The organism is Microbacterium sp. NPDC087868 (assembly GCF_044900755.1).
Taxonomy (GTDB): domain Bacteria; phylum Actinomycetota; class Actinomycetes; order Actinomycetales; family Microbacteriaceae; genus Microbacterium; species Microbacterium galbinum.
In genome coordinates this window covers 1,031,001-1,049,107 of the sequence record NZ_JBJDNO010000001.1, presented here as the reverse complement: position 1 = coordinate 1,049,107, position 18,107 = coordinate 1,031,001, and the positions used below count along the sequence as shown (strand labels likewise).

Annotated in this window: 20 protein-coding genes; 11 read left to right on the top strand and 9 right to left on the bottom strand. The window is 69.1% G+C overall.

The genetic code is table 11. The features are described 5' to 3' along the window. Together ACI2JZ_RS05165 and ACI2JZ_RS05160 are read left to right on the top strand one after the other, a co-directional pair. Nucleotides 1-792, top strand: coding sequence for an IclR family transcriptional regulator (locus ACI2JZ_RS05165; protein WP_404596736.1), 792 nt, complete (start codon nt 1-3; stop codon nt 790-792). Between the two features lie 241 nt (nt 793-1,033). After that, a complete protein-coding gene (locus ACI2JZ_RS05160; RefSeq protein WP_404596735.1) occupies nt 1,034-1,558 on the top strand; it encodes a DUF6264 family protein in 525 nt (174 codons plus the stop codon). Between the two features lie 84 nt (nt 1,559-1,642). Here the strand turns inward: ACI2JZ_RS05160 and fbaA are convergent, their stop codons facing one another. Beyond that, nucleotides 1,643-2,671: a class II fructose-bisphosphate aldolase gene (fbaA, locus tag ACI2JZ_RS05155; RefSeq protein ID WP_247623004.1), complete on the bottom strand. Its 1,029-nt coding sequence runs from the start codon at nt 2,669-2,671 to the stop codon at nt 1,643-1,645. A 187-nt stretch (nt 2,672-2,858) separates the two neighbouring features. Between fbaA and glpX the strand changes: the two genes are divergently transcribed. Next, nucleotides 2,859-3,845, top strand: coding sequence for a class II fructose-bisphosphatase (gene glpX, locus ACI2JZ_RS05150; protein WP_247623003.1), 987 nt, complete (start codon nt 2,859-2,861; stop codon nt 3,843-3,845). A gap of 181 nt (nt 3,846-4,026) precedes the next feature. After that, entirely contained in the window at nt 4,027-4,314 is a 288-nt protein-coding gene (locus tag ACI2JZ_RS05145) for a hypothetical protein (RefSeq protein WP_247623002.1), read from the top strand. Here ACI2JZ_RS05145 and ACI2JZ_RS05140 read toward each other — a convergent pair. Beyond that, nucleotides 4,295-5,554, bottom strand: a complete 1,260-nt coding sequence (locus ACI2JZ_RS05140) for a DNA recombination protein RmuC (RefSeq protein ID WP_404596734.1) — start codon at nt 5,552-5,554, stop codon at nt 4,295-4,297. The genes ACI2JZ_RS05145 and ACI2JZ_RS05140 overlap by 20 nt on opposite strands. A 47-nt stretch (nt 5,555-5,601) precedes the next feature. Further along, nucleotides 5,602-6,195, bottom strand: coding sequence for a 3'-5' exonuclease (locus ACI2JZ_RS05135; protein ID WP_404596733.1), 594 nt, complete (start codon nt 6,193-6,195; stop codon nt 5,602-5,604). A gap of 59 nt (nt 6,196-6,254) precedes the next feature. Between ACI2JZ_RS05135 and ACI2JZ_RS05130 the strand changes: the two genes are divergently transcribed. The 3 genes from ACI2JZ_RS05130 to ychF are packed head-to-tail and all read left to right on the top strand — an operon-like array spanning nt 6,255 to nt 9,374. Continuing rightward, nucleotides 6,255-6,992, top strand: coding sequence for a class I SAM-dependent methyltransferase (locus ACI2JZ_RS05130; protein WP_404596732.1), 738 nt, complete (start codon nt 6,255-6,257; stop codon nt 6,990-6,992). 32 nt (nt 6,993-7,024) lie between these two features. After that, nucleotides 7,025-8,260: an alpha/beta fold hydrolase gene (locus ACI2JZ_RS05125; RefSeq protein ID WP_404596731.1), complete on the top strand. Its 1,236-nt coding sequence runs from the start codon at nt 7,025-7,027 to the stop codon at nt 8,258-8,260. 40 nt (nt 8,261-8,300) lie between these two features. Then, nucleotides 8,301-9,374, top strand: coding sequence for a redox-regulated ATPase YchF (gene ychF / locus ACI2JZ_RS05120; RefSeq protein ID WP_247955833.1), 1,074 nt, complete (start codon nt 8,301-8,303; stop codon nt 9,372-9,374). 15 nt (nt 9,375-9,389) lie between these two features. On the opposite strand, the gene ACI2JZ_RS05115 is transcribed toward ychF, so the two are convergent. Continuing rightward, nucleotides 9,390-10,178 (bottom strand): alpha/beta fold hydrolase, encoded by a 789-nt coding sequence (locus ACI2JZ_RS05115; protein WP_404596730.1) that lies wholly within the window; start codon nt 10,176-10,178, stop codon nt 9,390-9,392. Between the two features lie 83 nt (nt 10,179-10,261). Between ACI2JZ_RS05115 and ACI2JZ_RS05110 the strand changes: the two genes are divergently transcribed. Continuing rightward, nucleotides 10,262-12,028 carry a GNAT family N-acetyltransferase gene (locus ACI2JZ_RS05110; protein ID WP_404596729.1) on the top strand — a complete coding sequence of 589 codons (1,767 nt, stop codon included), beginning with the start codon at nt 10,262-10,264 and terminating at the stop codon, nt 12,026-12,028. A 12-nt stretch (nt 12,029-12,040) separates the two neighbouring features. On the opposite strand, the gene ACI2JZ_RS05105 is transcribed toward ACI2JZ_RS05110, so the two are convergent. Then, a complete protein-coding gene (locus tag ACI2JZ_RS05105) occupies nt 12,041-12,316 on the bottom strand; it encodes a hypothetical protein (protein ID WP_247622993.1) in 276 nt (91 codons plus the stop codon). 38 nt (nt 12,317-12,354) lie between these two features. Next, complete coding sequence (locus ACI2JZ_RS05100; RefSeq protein ID WP_404596728.1) at nt 12,355-13,563, bottom strand: N(5)-(carboxyethyl)ornithine synthase; 1,209 nt, start codon at nt 13,561-13,563, stop codon at nt 12,355-12,357. Nucleotides 13,564-13,707: 144 nt separating this feature from the next. Here ACI2JZ_RS05100 and ACI2JZ_RS05095 point away from each other — a divergent pair, with 144 nt between their 5' ends. After that, the gene (locus tag ACI2JZ_RS05095) at nt 13,708-14,361 is read left to right on the top strand and encodes an alpha/beta fold hydrolase (RefSeq protein WP_404596727.1); all 654 of its coding nucleotides are present in this window, start codon (nt 13,708-13,710) and stop codon (nt 14,359-14,361) included. Between the two features lie 25 nt (nt 14,362-14,386). Then, nucleotides 14,387-16,051, top strand: coding sequence for an ABC-F family ATP-binding cassette domain-containing protein (locus tag ACI2JZ_RS05090; protein ID WP_404596726.1), 1,665 nt, complete (start codon nt 14,387-14,389; stop codon nt 16,049-16,051). A 3-nt stretch (nt 16,052-16,054) separates the two neighbouring features. Here the strand turns inward: ACI2JZ_RS05090 and ACI2JZ_RS05085 are convergent, their stop codons facing one another. From ACI2JZ_RS05085 to ACI2JZ_RS05075, 3 genes are all read right to left on the bottom strand, one after another. Then, nucleotides 16,055-16,399 (bottom strand): LysR family transcriptional regulator, encoded by a 345-nt coding sequence (locus ACI2JZ_RS05085; RefSeq protein WP_247622989.1) that lies wholly within the window; start codon nt 16,397-16,399, stop codon nt 16,055-16,057. 111 nt (nt 16,400-16,510) lie between these two features. Next, nucleotides 16,511-16,810, bottom strand: a complete 300-nt coding sequence (locus ACI2JZ_RS05080; RefSeq protein WP_247622988.1) for a Fe-S cluster assembly protein HesB — start codon at nt 16,808-16,810, stop codon at nt 16,511-16,513. 107 nt (nt 16,811-16,917) lie between these two features. Next, nucleotides 16,918-17,424 carry a GNAT family N-acetyltransferase gene (locus tag ACI2JZ_RS05075; protein WP_247632596.1) on the bottom strand — a complete coding sequence of 169 codons (507 nt, stop codon included), beginning with the start codon at nt 17,422-17,424 and terminating at the stop codon, nt 16,918-16,920. Nucleotides 17,425-17,514: 90 nt separating this feature from the next. On the opposite strand from ACI2JZ_RS05075, the gene ACI2JZ_RS05070 reads away from it, so the two are divergent. Beyond that, entirely contained in the window at nt 17,515-18,069 is a 555-nt protein-coding gene (locus ACI2JZ_RS05070) for a Dps family protein (protein ID WP_247622986.1), read from the top strand. Nucleotides 18,070-18,107: the final 38 nt, after the last annotated feature.

Here is an 18,107-nt window from a genome sequence, read left to right as displayed (position 1 = left end):
TTGAGCGGCGCCGAGGCGGAACCCACGCTCATCGGATCGGTGCAGCGGGCTCTTCGCCTGGTCGACATCGTCGCCAACTCTCCCCGTCCGTTGCCGACCAAGATGCTGGCGGCGATCACCGGGCTCACGCCCGGCACCACCTACAACCTCGTGCGCACGCTCATCCACGAGGGGTACCTGTCGGCCGAACCCGACGGGCTCGTGCTCGGGGCGCGATTTCCGACCTTCCAGCGCGAGATCGACACCCGCGGAGTCTTCCTCGCCCGCGTACGGGCGGCGCTGCGGTCGGTCACCGACGAGGTCGGGGCCACGGCGTACCTCTCACGTTACGACGACGGGGAGATGCACCTCATCGACATCGTCGACGCCGAGCAGAACCCGCGTGTCGAGCTGTGGGTCGGACTGCAGTCGAGCGGGCACGCGACGGCGCTGGGCAAGCAGATCCTGGCGGAGCTTCCCGATGACGACCGTCTCGACTACCTCTCGCGTCATCGTCTCGAGGAGCTCACTCCTCGGACCATCAGCGATCGGCGCACGCTGCTGACGCAGCTCGAGCATTCCCCGGGGTGGACCCTCGACCAGGAGGAGTACGTCATCGGCGCGACCTGCGTGGCGGTTCCCGTCATCGCGCCCAACGTCACCGCCTCACTCGCGATCTCGCTGCCGTCGGATCAGGCGATCGTCGACCGCGAGCTGGTGGCGAAGCTGCAGAGGGCGGCCCGGCGGCTGTCGATCCAGCTCGGGGCGGATGCGCTCGGCGGGGGCGATCCCGGGCCGGAGTTCACTATCTGAAAAACCTCAGTGGCAGAGGATTCCGCCGTTGCCTATCCTTGTAGGCGTAGGCGTCTGTGCATCACGGCACTACGGGTTGCGAGCAGGATCCCCAGTCCCTCGCAACTGACTGGGATGAGGATGCGTCCCCAGCGCTCCTCGTCCGCGGCCCCGAGAAGTCCCCACTTCTCCGGGGCCGCCACCATTATCGGAGGACCTTCCGCTGGGAGCCCGGGACAGGCGTGGCCGTTAGCATGGCGGGATGAGCGAACAGCGGCCCCAGTACGGCGAGATCGCCACTCCCGAGGAGCAGCGGCGTGCCGCCGGTCTCCCGCCTCTCTCCGAACTGCCGCCGGTCGAGCCGGCTGTCGCGCTGCCGGCCGCGGACGCCGCTACGGATGCACCCCGGCGCGCGCACCCGGTGGACCGCTTCGTGACGATCGGACTTCTCGCCTACGGGCTGGTGAACGTCGTGGTCACCGGTCTGCAGTACCTCGACCTTCCCAACGTGATGAACCAGGTGTTGTCGGTGCTGGGCGCCTCCGGCGAGTTCACCAATTTCGCACAGGGCAGACTCTGGGGGACGATCGCCTCCGTGGTGCTCATCGCCGGGTGGGCGCTGACGGCGACTCTCTCGATCCGTCGCCTGCGCCGCGGGAAGCTCACCTGGTGGCTGCCCCTGGTCGGTGCCGTGGTGACGCTGGGCATCGCGGCGATCTGCATCGCGATCCCGATGATGGGAGACCCCGCGTTCGTCGCCTACATGCAGGGCGGCACCGGCTCCTGATCGATCGCGCCCTGCCGCTACGCAGAAGAAAAAGAACGGGTGCCCCGCCTCGCGGCAGGGCACCCGTTCTTCTCGTGCGGTGGGTCAGCTCTTCGACTGACCGTACGAGCCCAGCTGGCGAGTGGACTCGATGACGCGGGCGGCCATCGCGGTCTCGGCGATCTTGCCCCAGGCGCGCGGGTCGTATTGCTTCTTGTTGCCGACCTCGCCGTCGACCTTCAGCACGCCGTCGTAGTTCTTGAACATGTAGTCGGCGATCGCACGCGTGTAGGCGTACTGCGTGTCGGTGTCGATGTTCATCTTGATGACACCGTTCGCGACCGCGGTGGCGATCTCCTCGTCGGTCGAGCCCGAGCCGCCGTGGAAGACGAGGTCGAGGGGCTTGGGGCCCGTGCCGTACTTGGCGGCGACCTCGGCCTGGATGTCACCGAGCAGCTCGGGGCGCAGCTTCACGCCACCCGGCTTGTAGACGCCGTGGACGTTGCCGAAGGTGAGGGCGGCGATGTAGCGGCCCTGCTCGCCGAGACCGAGTGCCTGGACGGCCTGGTCGACGTCGGAGAAGGTCGTGTAAAGGGCGTCGTTCGAGCCCTCGTGCTGGACGCCGTCCTCTTCGCCGCCGACGACGCCGATCTCGACCTCGAGGATCGCGTTGATCGCCTTCATGCGGGGGAGGAGGTCCTTCGCGATCTCGATGTTCTCGGCGAGCGGCACGGCCGAGCCGTCCCACATGTGCGACTGGAAGATCGGGTTGCGGCCGGCCTTCACCTCTTCTTCGGAGGCGGAGATCAGCGGCTCGACGAAGCCGGCGAGGGCGTCCTTCGGGCAGTGGTCGGTGTGGAGGGCGACCGTGATCGGGTAGTTCTTGGCGACCTCGGTCGCGAAGCGGGCGAAGGCGAGGGCGCCGGTCGCGCGGCCCTTGACGGTGTGGCCGGCGAAGTAGTCCGCGCCACCGGTCGTGACCTGGATGATGCCGTCGGAGCCGGCCTCGGTCAGCCCCTGGAGGACGGAGTTGATCGTCTGCGAGCTCGAGACGTTGAACGCGGGGTACGCGAAGCCGCCGGCCTTCGCGCGGTCGAGCATTTCGGCGTACTGATCCGGGGTGGCGACGGGCATGAGAACTCCTGCGGTAGATGAAGCCTGGGACAGCAGTCACTCTAGCCGGGAGCGTGGACGGATGCCGGGGGCCGGTGCGCGATGCCGGTGCGTGTCTCCTGCTGTTCTGTTAAGAAACGCAAATCCTTCACGGTCTCGACGGGGAAAACAGGGCATTTCGCCCCTGCCCGCTAGCTAGGCTGACCCCATGGTGAGTCTTACTGCTGATCTGAGCCCGCTTCGACCCGACCGCAACCTCGCGATGGAGCTGGTGAGGGCGACGGAGGCGGCGGCGATCCGCGCCGTGCCGTTCATCGGGCGGGGAGCGAAGGAGGCCGCCGACGGTGCGGCCGTCGACGCGATGCGCGCCTTCCTCGGCACGGTCGACTTCCAGGGGCGTGTGGTGATCGGCGAGGGCGAGAAGGACAACGCTCCGATGCTGTTCAACGGCGAGGTCGTCGGAACGGGACGCGGTCCCGAGTGCGACATCGCCGTCGACCCGATCGACGGCACCTCGCTCACGGCTGCGGGACGGCAGAACGCGCTCTCGGTCATCGCGGTCTCGGACCGCGGGTCGATGCTCGATGCGTCGACCGTCTTCTACATGGACAAGCTCGTCACGGGGCCCGCAGGCGTCGGTGTCGTCGACATCCGCCTCCCGATCGGCGAGAACATCCGCCGCCTCGCCGGCGCTCTCGAGAAGCCCGTCGACGAGATCGTCGTGTCGGTGCTGAACCGTCCCCGTCACGAGCAGCTCATCCAGGAGATCCGTGATGCGGGCGCGGGTACGCGTCTGATGAGCGATGGCGATGTCGCCGGTGGGATCAATGCGGCGCGCCATGACGCGCGCACCGATATGTGCGTCGGCGTCGGCGGCAGCCCGGAGGGCATCGTCACCGCCTGCGCGATCAAGGCACTTGGTGGACACATCCAGGGACGCCTCTGGCCGCGCGACGATGACGAGCGCCAGCGCGGGATCGACGCGGGACTCGAGATGGATCGCGTGTACGAGGCGGATGATCTGGTGCAGGGCAACAACACGATCTTCGTCGCGACCGGTGTCACGGACGGCCAGCTCGTCGCCGGCGTGCGCCGCGAGCGCGGGTACGTGTACACCGAGAGCGTCGTACTGCGCGGGGCGTCGGGAACGCTGCGACGGATCGCCTCGGAGCACCTCGTCTCGAAGTGGTTGTGATCCTCGCGGGATGAGGCATCGAGGCTTCCGGCGCATGTCGGGGGCCTCGGCATCGTTACCGACCCGGTATCCCTCCTGCGCGCCCGATCCTGCGATTCTTCGTGGGTCGTGTCAGACTTGAGCCTGGGTTTGTCGCCGAGGACGGAGCCATCTGGCACCGCAGGCACAGGAGGGCGAACACATGACCACGCCGCAGACACGCAGCTCGAAGGCCGCGCCGACGAAGATCGTCACCACCAACACCGGACGCATTCTCCGCGTGAGCGCGGCGGATGCCGAGGGCAGCATCGCGGCGGCCACGCCTGCTGTGCCTGCCGCTCAGCCGGTCGTCGATCCGGCTCGTCGCGCCGATGTGCTCTTCCGCAAGCGCCGTGCCGAGGGGCAGGAGATGAGCGCCTGGTGGATGATCGGGGCCTTCCTCGCGACCAGCGGACTCGTCATCATCCTGCTCAGTGGCGTTCCGGTGTGATCGGAGCGTCGATCCTGTCACGCACCGCACCGATCTCTGCCTGAACGGTCTCTTCGCGGACCGGTTCCTCGACCAGTTCTGATGCCGTGAATCGGCGCGCGCTCGCGGTGATGCGCGCCGGCTGGGCATCGAGCGTGGTCGCGTCGATGCCGGGGAACTGGCGTGCGGTCACGAGGACGCGGGTCTCGAGCGACCCGGCGAAGCGGTTGTAGCTGTCGACCGTGCGCTCCAGCGCGCGGCGGAGGTCGTCGGCATGACCTGCGAGGGTCCCGAGACGGTCGTACAGCTGCGTGCCGAGGTTCAGGAGCGTGCGGGCCTCGGTCGACACCTCCTGCTGTGTCCACGTGTACGCAACGGTCTTCAGGACGGCCCAGAGATTGACCGGGGAGGCGAGAGCCACGCGTCGACCGAACGCGTAGTCGAGGAGGGTCGGGTCCTCGTCGATCGCGGCGGCGAGCAGGGATTCGCTGGGGAGGAAGCAGATCACGAACTCGGGACTGGAATCGAGCCCGGCCCAGTACGCCTTCTTCGCGAGTGCATCGACGTGTGCGCGCACCGCCTTGACGTGCTTCTGCATGTGCGCGCGGCGCTGGGCCTCGTGCGCATCGCCCGAGGGCAGCGCCGACGCCTCGAGGTACGCGTCGAGCGGCACCTTGGCATCGACGGCGATCGAGGCGCCGCCGGCGAGACGGATCACCATGTCGGGTCGGCCCTGCCCGCGGTCCGACGAGATCGTGGTCTGCAGGTCGAAGTCGACGTGCCGCGTCAATCCCGCCGCCTCGACCACGCGCCGCAGCTGGGTCTCGCCCCAGACGCCGCGCGTGGCGGTCGAGCGCAGCGCTCCGGCGAGCGACTCCGTCGTCGCGCGCAGCGCCTCATCGGACTCCTGCGCTCGCCGCAACTGCTCGGCGAGTGAGCCGAACTGGGCGTGGCGCTCCTGCTCGATCGTCGCGACCTTCTGCTGCATCTGCTGCAGGCTCTCACGCACCGGGGCGAGCGCGGTGAGCACGGCGTTCTGCTGCTGCACCCGCTGCGCCTCCGCTCGTTGCTCGACGCGCGCGTGCTCGACGGCATCGCGGTAGAGGTCGTACTGGCGATCGCGATCGTCGCGGGCCGCGGCGAGCTCGGCCTGCACGCGAGCGAACTCGGCGGCACCTCGGCCGGCGCGCAGGAACCAGCCGAGCGCCGCCCCGGCGCACAGAGCGGCGATGACGAGGAGAACGATCAGGGGAGCATCCATGTGCTCATGATGCCCCTGCCCACCGACATTGCCGGGAGGCGTCCCGGTCAGGCGACGGCGCGCTCCTCGCGGACGACCGGCGCGCCACCGAGTCGCAGTCCCAAGATCTCGGCGAGCATCTCGACGTCCGAGGCTGCGGCGCGGCGCGCGGCATCGATCACGATCTGCGCGCAGGCCCGAGCATCCGCCAGCGCATCGTGATGCGAGAACTCGGCGAACCCGGCGGCTGCTGCCGCCTTCGGGAGGCGATAGGAGTCGAGCTGGTAGGTCTTGCGCGCGACCTGCAGGCTGCAGAGCGAGCGATACGGAGGGCATACGCCGCCGGTTGCCTCGGATGCGCGGCGGAGCACGTTGAGGTCGAAGCCGGCGTTGTGCGCGACGAGCACATCGGACCCGGCGAAATCGCACAGGCGGTCGAACTGCTCGGTCCACGTGGCGGCCGTGAGAACGTCTTCGGGCTGGATGCCGTGGATGCGGACGTTCCACTCCTGGAACTCGTCGTGCCCGGGCGGGGGCTGGATCAGCCACCCGGCCTGCGCCACGACCTCGCCGCCGCGCACGCGCACGAGGCCGACGGAACAGGCGGAGGCGGGGCTGGAGTTCGCCGTCTCGAAGTCGATCGCTGTGAAGTCCAGGGGCACGAATCCACTCTCGCCCTAGCGTCCAGTTCGCGGCGGGCGGCGCGCCGTATGCTGACGACATGGCGGACAGCAGAGCGACGTCGTTCGGCGCGCAGGCGCAGGACTACGAGGCGGGGCGACCCGAGTACCCCTTCGACGCGGTGGCGTGGATGCTCGAGATCCTGCCCGCCGGGGCGCAGCGCGTCGCAGACGTCGGGGCCGGAACGGGCAAGCTCACCCGAGCCATCGCGCACGCTCCGGGGGCTCAGATCGTCGCGATCGATCCTGACCCGGCCATGCTCGCCGCCCTGCGCGAGAACGTGCCGGGCGTGCCCACGTTCCTCGGCACCGCCGAGTCCCTTCCCCTTCCGGACGACAGCCTCGACGCCGTCGTGCTCGGCCAGGCCTGGCACTGGGTCGACCCGGTCCGAGCCTCCGCCGAGATCGGACGTGCGGTGCGCGCGGACGGAGCGCTCGGGCTGATCTGGAACATCCGCGACGAGCGTGTCGAGTGGGTGCGCGACCTCAGTCGCATCATGCATCGAAGCCCGGCGGAGGAGGCTCTGGCCGCGGGTGATCCTGTGATCGCCGCCCCCTTCGACACGCTCGAGAGCGAGAGCTGGGAATGGTCGCGGCCGATGACACGCGAACAGCTCCACCGCATGGCCTCGTCGCGCAGCGCGGTGATCACCGCGACACCCGAGGAAAGGGAGCGCATCCATCGGGAAATGGACGCCCTCTTCGACGACCTCGAGTTCACCGACGGAGTCATCGATCTGCCGTACGTGACGAAGGCGTTCCGCGCGCGTCGCGGGTAGGCATGGTCGAGCGCGCGGTCGACGAGGGAGGCGTGAGCGCCCGCGTCGGATGGGCGCGCCGGCACCGCCGCACCGTCACGGTCCTCATCGTCGTGGGCGTGGTGATCGCGCTGGTCGTCGCCGACGGCATCCGCCGCTATGCCGAAGGCGAGGGCGAGCTCGCCACGGACCCCGCGTTCTACTCCCTACCGTCGCCCGTGCCCACGGGGGAGCCGGGCGCGATCATCCGTCGCGAGCCGATCGCGAGCGCGCCCGCCGGGGCGACGGCCTGGCGCATCATCTACCACTCGCGGGATCTCGCGGGGAAGGACATCCCCGTCTCGGGCATCGTCATCGTCCCGAACTCGCCCGCGCCTGTCGACGGCCGAAAGATCGTGGCGTGGGGGCATCCGACCACCGGAGCCGCGACGCGATGCGCGCCCTCGCTCGGACTCGACCCCTTCCAACTCGTCGAGGGGATGCACGAACTGCTCGCGGAGGGCTACGCGATCGCGGCGACCGACTACCCGGGGCTCGGAGTGGACGGCGAGTCCTCATACCTGCTCGGGGTTCCGGAGTCCAATGCGGTGCTGGACAGCGTATGGGCGGCACGGGACATCGACGAGGCGCAGATCGGCGACCACTTCGTGCTGTGGGGTCACTCGCAGGGCGGGCAGGCCGTGCTGTTCGCGGCGGAGCGCGCCGCGGACTACGCGCCCGAGCTGACACTCGAAGGCGCCGCCGTGGCCGCGCCCGCGGCCGACCTGAGTGCGCTCATGAGCGACGACATCGTCGACATCTCCGGGGTGACCATCGCCTCCTACGCCATCCCGGCGTACACCGCGGCATACGGGGAACGATTCGGCGAGGCCGCGATCTCGGCGATCCTCACCCCGGCCGGTGCGAAGGCGACCCCGAGGATGGCCGACCTGTGCCTGCTCACGCAGAATGAGCAGATCCACGCGATCGCCGATCCGCTCGTCGGCGAATACGTCACCAGCGATCCGGCCACGACCGAACCCTGGCAGACGATGCTGCGCGAGAACAGCGCCGGTGCCGCGCCGATCACGGTTCCCGTGTTCGTGGGACAAGGCGGGGCCGACGAACTCGTCATCCCCTCGGCGACCGAGAAGTACGTGACACTACTGTGCGCGCAGAAGGTCGACGTCTCGTTCCACCGCTTCCCGGGTGTCGACCACGGGCTCGCCGCGTACGCCTCCGTGCCGGAGCTTCTGCTGTGGCTCGGGGAACTCGAATCGGGGACTCCGGCGAGCACCTGCCCCGGGTGATCGCGGGCGCCGGCAGCCGCGACAGGTAGACTCGTTCCCCGTGGCTCTCACTATCGGAATCGTCGGCCTGCCCAACGTCGGCAAGTCCACCCTCTTCAACGCACTCACCAAGAACGACGTGCTCGCAGCGAACTATCCGTTCGCGACGATCGAGCCCAACGTCGGCGTGGTGAACCTGCCGGACCCGCGGCTCGACAAGCTCGCGGAGATCTTCGGCAGCGAGCGCATCCTGCCCGCGGCGGTGTCGTTCGTCGACATCGCCGGCATCGTGCGCGGCGCCAGCGAGGGGGAGGGGCTGGGCAACCAGTTCCTTGCGAACATCCGCGAGGCCGACGCGATCGCTCAGGTCGTGCGTGGTTTCGCCGACGACGACGTGGTGCACGTCGACGGTGCGGTGAACCCGGCATCCGACATGGAGACGATCAACGCCGAGCTGATGCTCGCCGACCTCCAGACCGTCGAGAAGGCGATCACCCGGTACGAGAAGGAAGTCCGCGGCAAGAAGATTGACCCGTCGGTCCTCGATGCGGCGAACGCGGCGAAGGACGCTCTCGAGCGCGGTCAGCTGCTCTCGGTCAGCGGCCTCGACCTCGAGCCCATCCGCGAACTCGGGCTCCTCACCGTGAAGCCCGTCATCTTCGTCTTCAACGTCGACGAGGCAGTCCTCACCGACGACGCACGCAAGGCAGAGCTCGCCGCGCTCGTCGCTCCGGCTCAGGCGATCTTCCTCGACGCGAAGATCGAGTCGGAACTCATCGACCTCGACCCCGAGGACGCCGCCGAGCTGCTCGCGGCGACCGGCCAGGACGAGTCCGGCCTCGACCAGCTCGCCCGCATCGGCTTCGCCACGCTCGGACTGCAGACGTACCTCACCGCCGGTCCGAAGGAAGCGCGCGCCTGGACGATCCCGCAGGGTGCCAAGGCTCCGCAGGCGGCCGGTGTCATCCACACCGACTTCGAAAAGGGCTTCATCAAGGCGGAGATCGTCTCGTTCGAGGACCTCGTCGAGACCGGATCGGTCGTCGAAGCCCGTGCCAAGGGCAAGGCCCGCCTCGAGGGCAAGGACTACGTCATGAAGGACGGCGACGTCGTGGAGTTCCGCTTCAACAACTGAGCGGGGTCGGCGCGATCAGCTGACCGCTCCGTGACGGCCGAGATCCTGCCTCAGCACCTCGGGCCAGACCTCGATGTCCGCGGGCGCGCGCGCAACCGTCAGGGTCGCGTGCGGGAGGATCTCGACGAGTGCCTCCGCCGTCGACAGCGGATGCCCCGGGTCGTCGGTCCACGCCAGGATCGATGTCGGCACCTCGATGCGGGCGACGGCCTCCGGCGTGGGCAGATCGCTGAGTGCCGCTCCTCGCAGGACCGACGGCAGAAGCGTCTCGGTGACGTCGGGCCCCGGATCCGGCACGGCCTCGGCCTCGGGCGAGGGTGCGGGGCCGCGCGTGCTCGCGAGGTACGCCTCCATACCCTCGGCGTCGATGAGATCGGCCGCGGCTCGGTAGTTCGCGGCCTGAGCGGGTCGGGTATCCCACGCCGTGGGCGGCGCCATGAGCGTGAGTCCGGTGAAGCGTTCCGGCGCGATCGTCGCAGCGTGCAGCAGTGTCGCGGTGCCCATGGAGGGGCCGACGCCGTGAACGCGCTCGCCCGGGAACCAGTGGTCGAGCAGTCGCAGGAGGTCGTCGGCGAGGGTCTGCCAGCGATAGTCCTCGGGGACCCTCCGCCCGGTCGACCGGCCGTGGCCGCGCGCGTCGTAGCGCAGCAGTCGCGTTCCGCTGAGTCCTCGGCCGAGGTCGAGCTCGAGTCCTCGATCGCGCGCCCGGCTCGCGGTGAGGCCGTGCAGCTGGACGACCGGGTGTCCGCCTTCATCGCTCATGGCGACGGCCAGCTCGGCTCCGGGCACCTCGAATGTGGGCATCAGGCTCCTCGCTCGGTGATGACCGTATTGGTTCGGTGGTCGGTGTGATCTCCAGGTTATCTGGGGGATATATGGTGCTACCCATGCGCCTGACCAATGTGACGCACCTCCGTCTCCCGTTCGGACGGCTCTGGGGCTACGACGTCACCGCGTCCGCGCCCGGACGACGCCTCCCCGTGTCGTTCGACCAGCGCCTCCACGTCGGCGCCGGCGATCGACCCGGCTCGTGGATGGCACTGTCGTTCCGGCTCCCCGCACCGATTCGTCGGGAGTCGATCGCCGACGCCTGGCTGGAGGTGATCGCTCGCCACGGCACGCTGCGGACGGCGTTCGTCGCCGGTGCAGACGGCGAGCCGGAGCTCCACGAGATCGAGATCGGTCCCGGAGGCTGGGTCGAGCATCAGGTCGGCTCGGGTCAGGCCGTCAACGACGCGTTGCGGGACGTCCTCGATTCGGCATGCTCGCCGTACCGGCATCCGTCGCACCGCCTCTGCGTGTTGGAGACCGCTGCCGGTCTCACGGTCGTGATCGCTGCGGACCATGCGCACGTCGACATGTGGTCGATGCTGGTGATCGCGCGCGACCTGCTGTCGGCGCTCGACGCCGGGCGCGTCGGTGCGCAGCCGACGTCGCGGCCGGCACCGGCATTCGTCGAACACACGCAGACACTGTTGGATCGGGACGCGGCACCCGACCACGTGCGTCGGCGGTGGGAGGACATCATCGACGGCAGCGGCGGCGTGATGCCGCAGTTCCCGTTGTCGCTGGGTACTCCCGAGCCGCATCGTGAGCGCGTGGAGGTGCGCGATGTCTTCGATGTCGACGACGCCGCGGCCTTCGCCGCACAGGCCCGGGACGACGGCGTTTCGACCCTCGCGCGCGCCGTCGTCGCGATGACCGCGGTGACCCGAGAACTGGCGGATGCCCCACTTCGCGCCGTGTTCCCCGTGCACAGCCGATTCGAGGACACCTGGCACGACTCGGTCGGATGGTTCATCACCAACTCCGTCCTCGAGTCGGACGTCGCAGAACCGCGCGCGGCGGCGGCCGCAGTCAAAGAGGCGGTGCAACTCGGCGCCTGGCCGCTCGCGGACGTCCTCGCGCCGTGGGGCGGCATGCCCGTCGCCCCCGGGATGTTCGCGATCTCGTGGCTGGACCTGCGCAGGCTTCCCGTGCGCATCGACTCCGTCGGCCTCGACGCCCAGTACGTCAGCGCGGCGACCGACACGGACGGAGTCATGCTGTGGTTCATCCTGGATGAGTCGGGCCTGCACCTGAGATGCCGCTACCCCGACACGGCGGAGGCTCGCGCGAACGTCGGCGGATGGCTCGACCTCCTCGTCGCCCGGCTGCAGGCGGATGCGCGGTCGTCCGTGCGGGGACGCCTGCAGGTGGCGGGCCGAGAGTTTCGGCTCGAACGGGCGAATCGAGACGACATCGGGGCCATCGCCGCGCTGCTGCTCGACGATCAGTTCGGCCGGGATCGGGAGAGCGTCGAGCTCGAGCGCTACGAGGCGGCCTTCAGCGCGGTCGCGCGCGACGGATCCAACTACCTGGGGGTCGTCCGCGACAGCGACGATCACCCGGTCGCCACGATGCAGCTGACCGTCATCCCGGGCCTCTCCCGCGGTGGGTCGACCCGGCTCCAGATCGAGGGACTGCGCGTCGCTGCAGGGACGCGGTCACAAGGGCTGGGCGCGGCGATGCTCGAGTGGGCGCACGAATTCGGGCGAGTGCGCGGGGCCCGGCTGTCGCAGGTCACCACCGACGATGCGCGGGAGCGGACTCGCGCCTTCTACACCCGACACGGGTACCAGACCGCCCATGTCGGACTGAAGAGGGAGATCTAGCCGAGTCAGCCGCTAGAGCGTCCAGACCGAGAGCATCTGCCAGCCCTCGGGAACCTGCGCCTCGAGCGCGCCCATGTCGTCGGCCGAGATCTCACGGACGCCGTCTCGGCGATCGAACCGGGCCGTCGCCTGGATGCCCGCCGTGCCCTTGAGCATCCGCACCGGGGCCGAGACAAGGTCGAACCCGTCCGGTGCATGGCTCGAGATCTGCGCGTACACGTCGTCGAGGGACGCGCCGGCGACCTCGACGGTGTGCGATTCGACGGGGCGGATGAGAGCGGCGAGCATCTCACCAGCCTAGATCGACGGGCGCGGGCGCACGGTCATCACACCGCTGACGGACGTCGCTCGATCTGCGGATGCGGGTATGCCGGGTCGCGGTCCTGGAAGCTGAGAATGCTCGGATTCTGGACCACGCCGTCGCGGATCTCGATCGCGCGGGCGAGCGTGCTGCTCGCGTCCCAGGAGGCCTCTCCCTCCATCACCGAGCGGAGGAAGGGCAGCGTCGCCTCGCTGATCTCCCAGGTCGCCGAGTTCCAGAGGTACGAGGGGCTGTGGTCCACGGCGTAGTAATCGACGCCTTCGCCGACGGTGAACATCGGTTCGTCGAAGGTCGTGGGTGTCGCCCACTCGAATCCCATGCCCTCGTCGCAGGAGACGTCGATGATGAGACTTCCCGACGTGAATCCCTGCAGGTCCTCCGTGCGCAGATAGGTCATCGGCGCTGCGACGTCCTGCAGTGTGCAGTTGACGACGATGTCGTGCGACGCCAGGAAGTCCGGCAACAGCACGTCACCGGCATCCGTGACGACCGTGCTGAGGTGGGTGGCCCCGCTGCCATCGGTGTTCAGCTGCGTCATGTGCGCATTGTGGATGGGAGAGCCGACGGCCGCCACTCCGCGTTGCGTGAGCACTTGGATGTCGTGAATGCCGTGCGCGTTGAGCGCGGTGACCGCGCCGCGCGCCGTCGCTCCGAAGCCGATCACGACCGCGCTGAGGCGTGGACCGTAGTCGCCGGTCGAGCCGACCAGGCTCAACGCGTGCTGCACCGAGCAGTAGCCCGCGAGCTCGTTGTTCTTGTGGAACACGTGCAGGCTCATGTCTCCTTGCGGCGTCCAGTGGTTCATCGCCTCGAACGCGATCAGCGTGAGGCGGTTGTCGATCGCGGTCTGGGTGATCGCGGCATCCTGCACGCAGTGCGGCCAGCCCCACAGCGTGCGCCCCGCGGGGATGGCGGCCACATCGGCCGCCTGCGGCTTGGGCAGCAGCAGCACATCGGCGGAGGCGAGCACCTCGGCGCGGTCGGCGACTCGTCCGACGCGCGACTCGATGTAGCCGGGGGAGAGCCGGAAGTCGGCGCCGTATCCGCGCTCGACGACCATGCGCGCCCGAAGGTCCGGGTCGATGCGGTCGAAGTGGTGGGGGTGGATCGGCAGTCGTCGCTCGTTCTCCATCGAGGAGCCGGCGAGGAGACCGAGTGAGAGCAGAGCGGCAGCGGAGCGGGGTGCGGCGTCGGACAACGTGATTCCCATCATCGGAGAACCAGGGTCAGTTCCTTCTCCGACAGTACGCCCCTGGCCTGTGCGGCGGGGCCGCCTGTGCGGCACCCGGCTTCGTGACTTCCGCGACCGCCCGGTACGCTGGGTAAGGCCCACCTCACCAAAGGAGACTGCCGCACTATGGCTGACATTCAGATCTTCGAACCCGCAGGACGCGCGATCCCCTTCACCGCAGAGGGTGAGGGCCCCGCACTGATCCTGATCGCCGGGCACGGTCTGAATGTCACTTACCTCGAGCTGCTGTCGCACTCCGTGTCGGAGGAGGACTTCCGGGTCGTGAGCATCGGCTCGCGTCGCCCCTCGGATGCCGCGGTCACGATGCACGACCTCGCGCAGGACGTCGTCGACGTCATGTCGCACCTCTCGATCTCGGATGCCTGGGTCGGAGGTCACGCCTTCGGCGGTGCGGTGGCACGCGTCGTCGCTCTCGACCACCACGATCGCGTCAACGGCGTGCTCCTGCTCGGCGTGGACGAGACCGGCCCTTCGGCCGAGGCGCTCGCCGCGATCCCCGCCCCGGCCCGCGATGCCGAGGTCGACGCGCTGCAGGCCGCCGCGTGGGAGACCCCCGCTCCGCTCGGCGAGGGGCTCCCGGTGCTCGTGGTGCAGGGCACCGACGACCCGATCGCTCCGGTCGTCAACGGCGAGAAGCTGCAGGCCGCAGCCCCCGACCGCGTGAGCGTCGTGGGCGTCGACGGCGGCGGATACCTCTTCCCGTTCACCCACATGGGGGCGACCTCCTGGGCGATCGAGGACTACCTCGACTGGGACTGACCTCTCGGGCTGAGAGGATGGTCTGATGACCGCCACCCTCGTCGCCCAGAACCTTTCCGGTGGGTACGGCCACCGAGTCCTCTTCGAGGGTGTCGACCTGACGGTCGCTCCCGGCGACGTCATCGGCGTGGTGGGCGCGAACGGCGCCGGCAAGTCCACCCTCCTGCGCCTGCTCGCGGGGGCGAATGCTCCGATCGAGGGGAGCGTCGCGCTCGCGCCGGCCGACGCCTTCGTCGGGTGGCTGCCGCAGGAGCACGAGCGCATCGCGGGCGAGACCGTCGCGGAGTACATCGCGCGTCGCACGGGCTGTGCCGAAGCGACGAGACAGATGGATGCCGCGGCCGAGGCTCTCGGCGATCCCTCGCTCGCGGCACCCGGTGTCGACCCGGCCGATGCCTATTCGACCGCTCTCGACCGCTGGCTCGCGAGCGGGGCGGCCGACCTCGACGAACGTCTGCCGGCGGTGCTGGCCGATCTCGGGTCGTCGAGCGGCGGCGCGCTGACCCCCGAATCGATGATGACGGCGCTCTCTGGCGGCCAGGCGGCGCGGGTCGGTCTGGCGGCGCTGCTGCTCTCGAGGTTCGACGTCGTGCTGCTCGACGAGCCCACGAACGACCTCGATCTCGACGGCCTGGATCGGTTGGAGGCGTTCGTGCGAGGTCTCCGCGGCGGCGTGGTGCTGGTCAGCCACGACCGCGAGTTCTTGGCGCGCAGCGTAACGAAGGTGCTCGAGCTCGACCTCGCGCAGGGCACCAACCGCCTCTACGGCGGCGGGTACGACGCGTTCATCGAGGAGCGCGCGACGGTCAAGCGACATCTGCGCGAGCAGTACGACGAGTTCGCCGAGAAGAAGGCCGATCTGGTCGCCCGGGCGCGGACGCAGCGCGAGTGGTCGAGCCAGGGTGTGCGCAACGCCATGAAGAAGTCTCCCGACAACGACAAGATCAAGCGCAAGGCGTCGATGGAGTCGAGCGAGAAGCAGGCTCAGAAGGTGCGCCAGATGGAGAGCCGCATCGCGCGCCTCGACGAGGTCGAGGAGCCCCGTAAGGAGTGGAAGCTCGAGTTCACGATCGGGTCCGCACCGCGCTCCAGCACCGTCGTGTCGACGCTGAACGGGGTGGTCGTCCGACAGGGGGCCTTCACGCTCGGACCGGTGACGCTCCAGGTCGACGCGGGCGACCGCATCGGGATCACGGGTCCGAACGGTGCGGGAAAGTCGACGCTTCTGCGAACCCTTCTCGGCACGCGCAGCCCCGACGAGGGGAGCGCGAGCCTCGGCAGCAGCGTGCAGATCGGCGAGATCGACCAGGCGCGCTCCCTCCTCGTCGGCGACGCGGCGCTCGCGGATGCCTTCGAACTGCTCGTGCCCGAGATGGCGTCGGCCGACGTGCGCACGCTGCTGGCCAAGTTCGGGCTCAGGGCCGACCACGTCACGCGGCCGGTCGATGGCCTGTCTCCGGGGGAGCGCACCCGCGCGGCGCTCGCGCTGCTGCAGGCACGCGGTGTGAACCTGCTCGTGCTCGACGAGCCGACGAACCACCTGGATCTGCCGGCGATCGAGCAGCTCGAACAGGCCCTCGAGTCGTACACGGGCACGCTGCTGCTCGTCACGCACGATCGGCGGATGCTCGACGCCGTCGAGACGAACCGGCGATGGAACGTCACCGACGGGAACGTCACCGAACTCTGAGCGTCAGCGCCCCTGACGCTTCTTGTACGGCTTGGGCTGGCCCTTCACGATCGGGGCCCTGCCTTTGCCCTTCGATGCCTTGGCCTTGCCGCCCGCCGGGGCGACGTTCTTCGGGGCGGGCGGGGGCGCAGCAGCGACGGCGGCCTGCGCCTCGACGAGGAAGAGCTCGCCGACGTGGGTGAGTCGCGGCGTGCCCTCACGATTGATCAGCGCGTGCCCGACCTCTTCCTCGAGTTTGTCGAGCGACGTGTAGAGCGAGGCGAGGGGGATGCCGAGCGACTCCGCGGCACGCGGGAAATGGAGCGTCTCGGCGAGGACGACGTAGCGGCGCAGGAGGGCGATCTTCATGGTGGTGCCTTCGGGTCCGCGGCGATCGCGGCTCTGCTCCCAACCTACGGGATCGGCCGGACACAGCGGATGCCGCGGCTCTGGTGAGCCGCGGCATCCGAAGTCTGTGGGTCAGGCGACCTGGGGCAGGACCGCGAACGACACGGCCCCCTCGTCGTCGACGCCCGCGTCGAGGATCTTGTCGTCGAGGGCGACGGCGGCGGTCTCATCGAGGAACAGACGCGTTCCCGAGATCTCGACCACCTGGTCCTGCGGCTCGGGATCGGTCGTCACCAGCACGGCCAGGCGGGACTCGCCGCTGGGGCCCTGGGCCTCGGTGGAGTGGATGCGGAGGCCGGCATCCGGAGCTTCGCTCTGGCGGCTCACGAGGGTGGTGACGATGGCGGAGGCGTTATCGGTGAGGGTGAGCACGAGACTCTCCTTCCGGTTGGGGCACGGCGCGGTCGCGACGTGTCCGGGCCACGATGCCGAAACGGGGACGCGCTTTCAACCTCGACGCGCCGGTTCGGAGGAACCTCTCACCTGGGCAACAGCTTTCGCAGGAACACCTGCTCGGTCCCGTCCCCGTCGGGGATCCTCTCGCTCTCCACGTAGCCGCACGCCTCGTACAGGCGGATGTTCGCCTCGCTCAGGCTGCCGGTGAACAGTTCGGCCTCCGGGGCCGCCGATGCCTGCTCGGCTGCTTCCAGGAGCGCCCGTCCGATTCCTTCCCCCTGCATATCGGGGGCGATCGCGATCCGTCCGATCAGGAGGAGGTCGGTGCCGTCTCGGAAGCGGATCGCACCGACCACCCGACCGTCGAGACGGGCGGCGAAACCCTCGCCCGCGGCGAGTTCCGCGCGCATTTCGTCGAGGGTCTGCGTCAGCGGCGGCATGTCGGCGCTGCCGTAGATCTGCGCCTCCGAGACGAACGCGGCGCGCTGAATCGTGAGCACTTCACCGGCGTCCTCCTCCCGAAGAGGGGAGATCTCGAGGGTCGGGCCCTCGTGCGGATGATTCTGCGATGTCTTTTCTCGTGCGGTCACCTGCCTACGTTCGGTGTTGCCGTGCCGGGGTGTCAACCCCCTCGGAAAGGCGGATGGTGAACGATACGTTCGCCTTCAGGAGGTCAGAAAATGGCAAGCAAGACCACGTCCACGTCGGCCGCGAAGAAGACCGGCACGAGTAAGCGCGGCGCGAAGACGACGCGCACCCAGAACGCGGAGAAGGGCTTCACCGCCTCGTCGACGCTGGCGGCGAATCTGCAGGCCGTGCTCGTCGATCTGCTCGAACTCTCCCTGCAGGGGAAGCAGGCGCACTGGAACGTCGTCGGTCGGAACTTCCGCGACATGCACCGCCAGCTCGACGAGATCATCGACGACGCCCGAGCATTCAGCGACACGATCGCCGAGCGCATGCGTGCACTGCACGCCGTGCCGGACGGCCGGAGCGCCACGATCGCCGCAGCGACCTCTCTCCCGGAGTTCCCGGCGGGAGAGGTGTCGACCACCGAGACGGTCGACCTCATCACCGAGCGCCTCGAGGCCACGGTCGGCACACTGCGCGATGTGCACGATGCCGTCGACGACGAGGACCCGACCTCCGCAGACCTTCTCCACGCCATCATCGAACGCCTCGAGCAGTTCGCCTGGATGGTGAGTGCGGAGAACCGAGAGCCTGCGGGGCGCTGAAGGGAGCGATCCGCACGGCCGCGCGTCAGGGGAGCGGC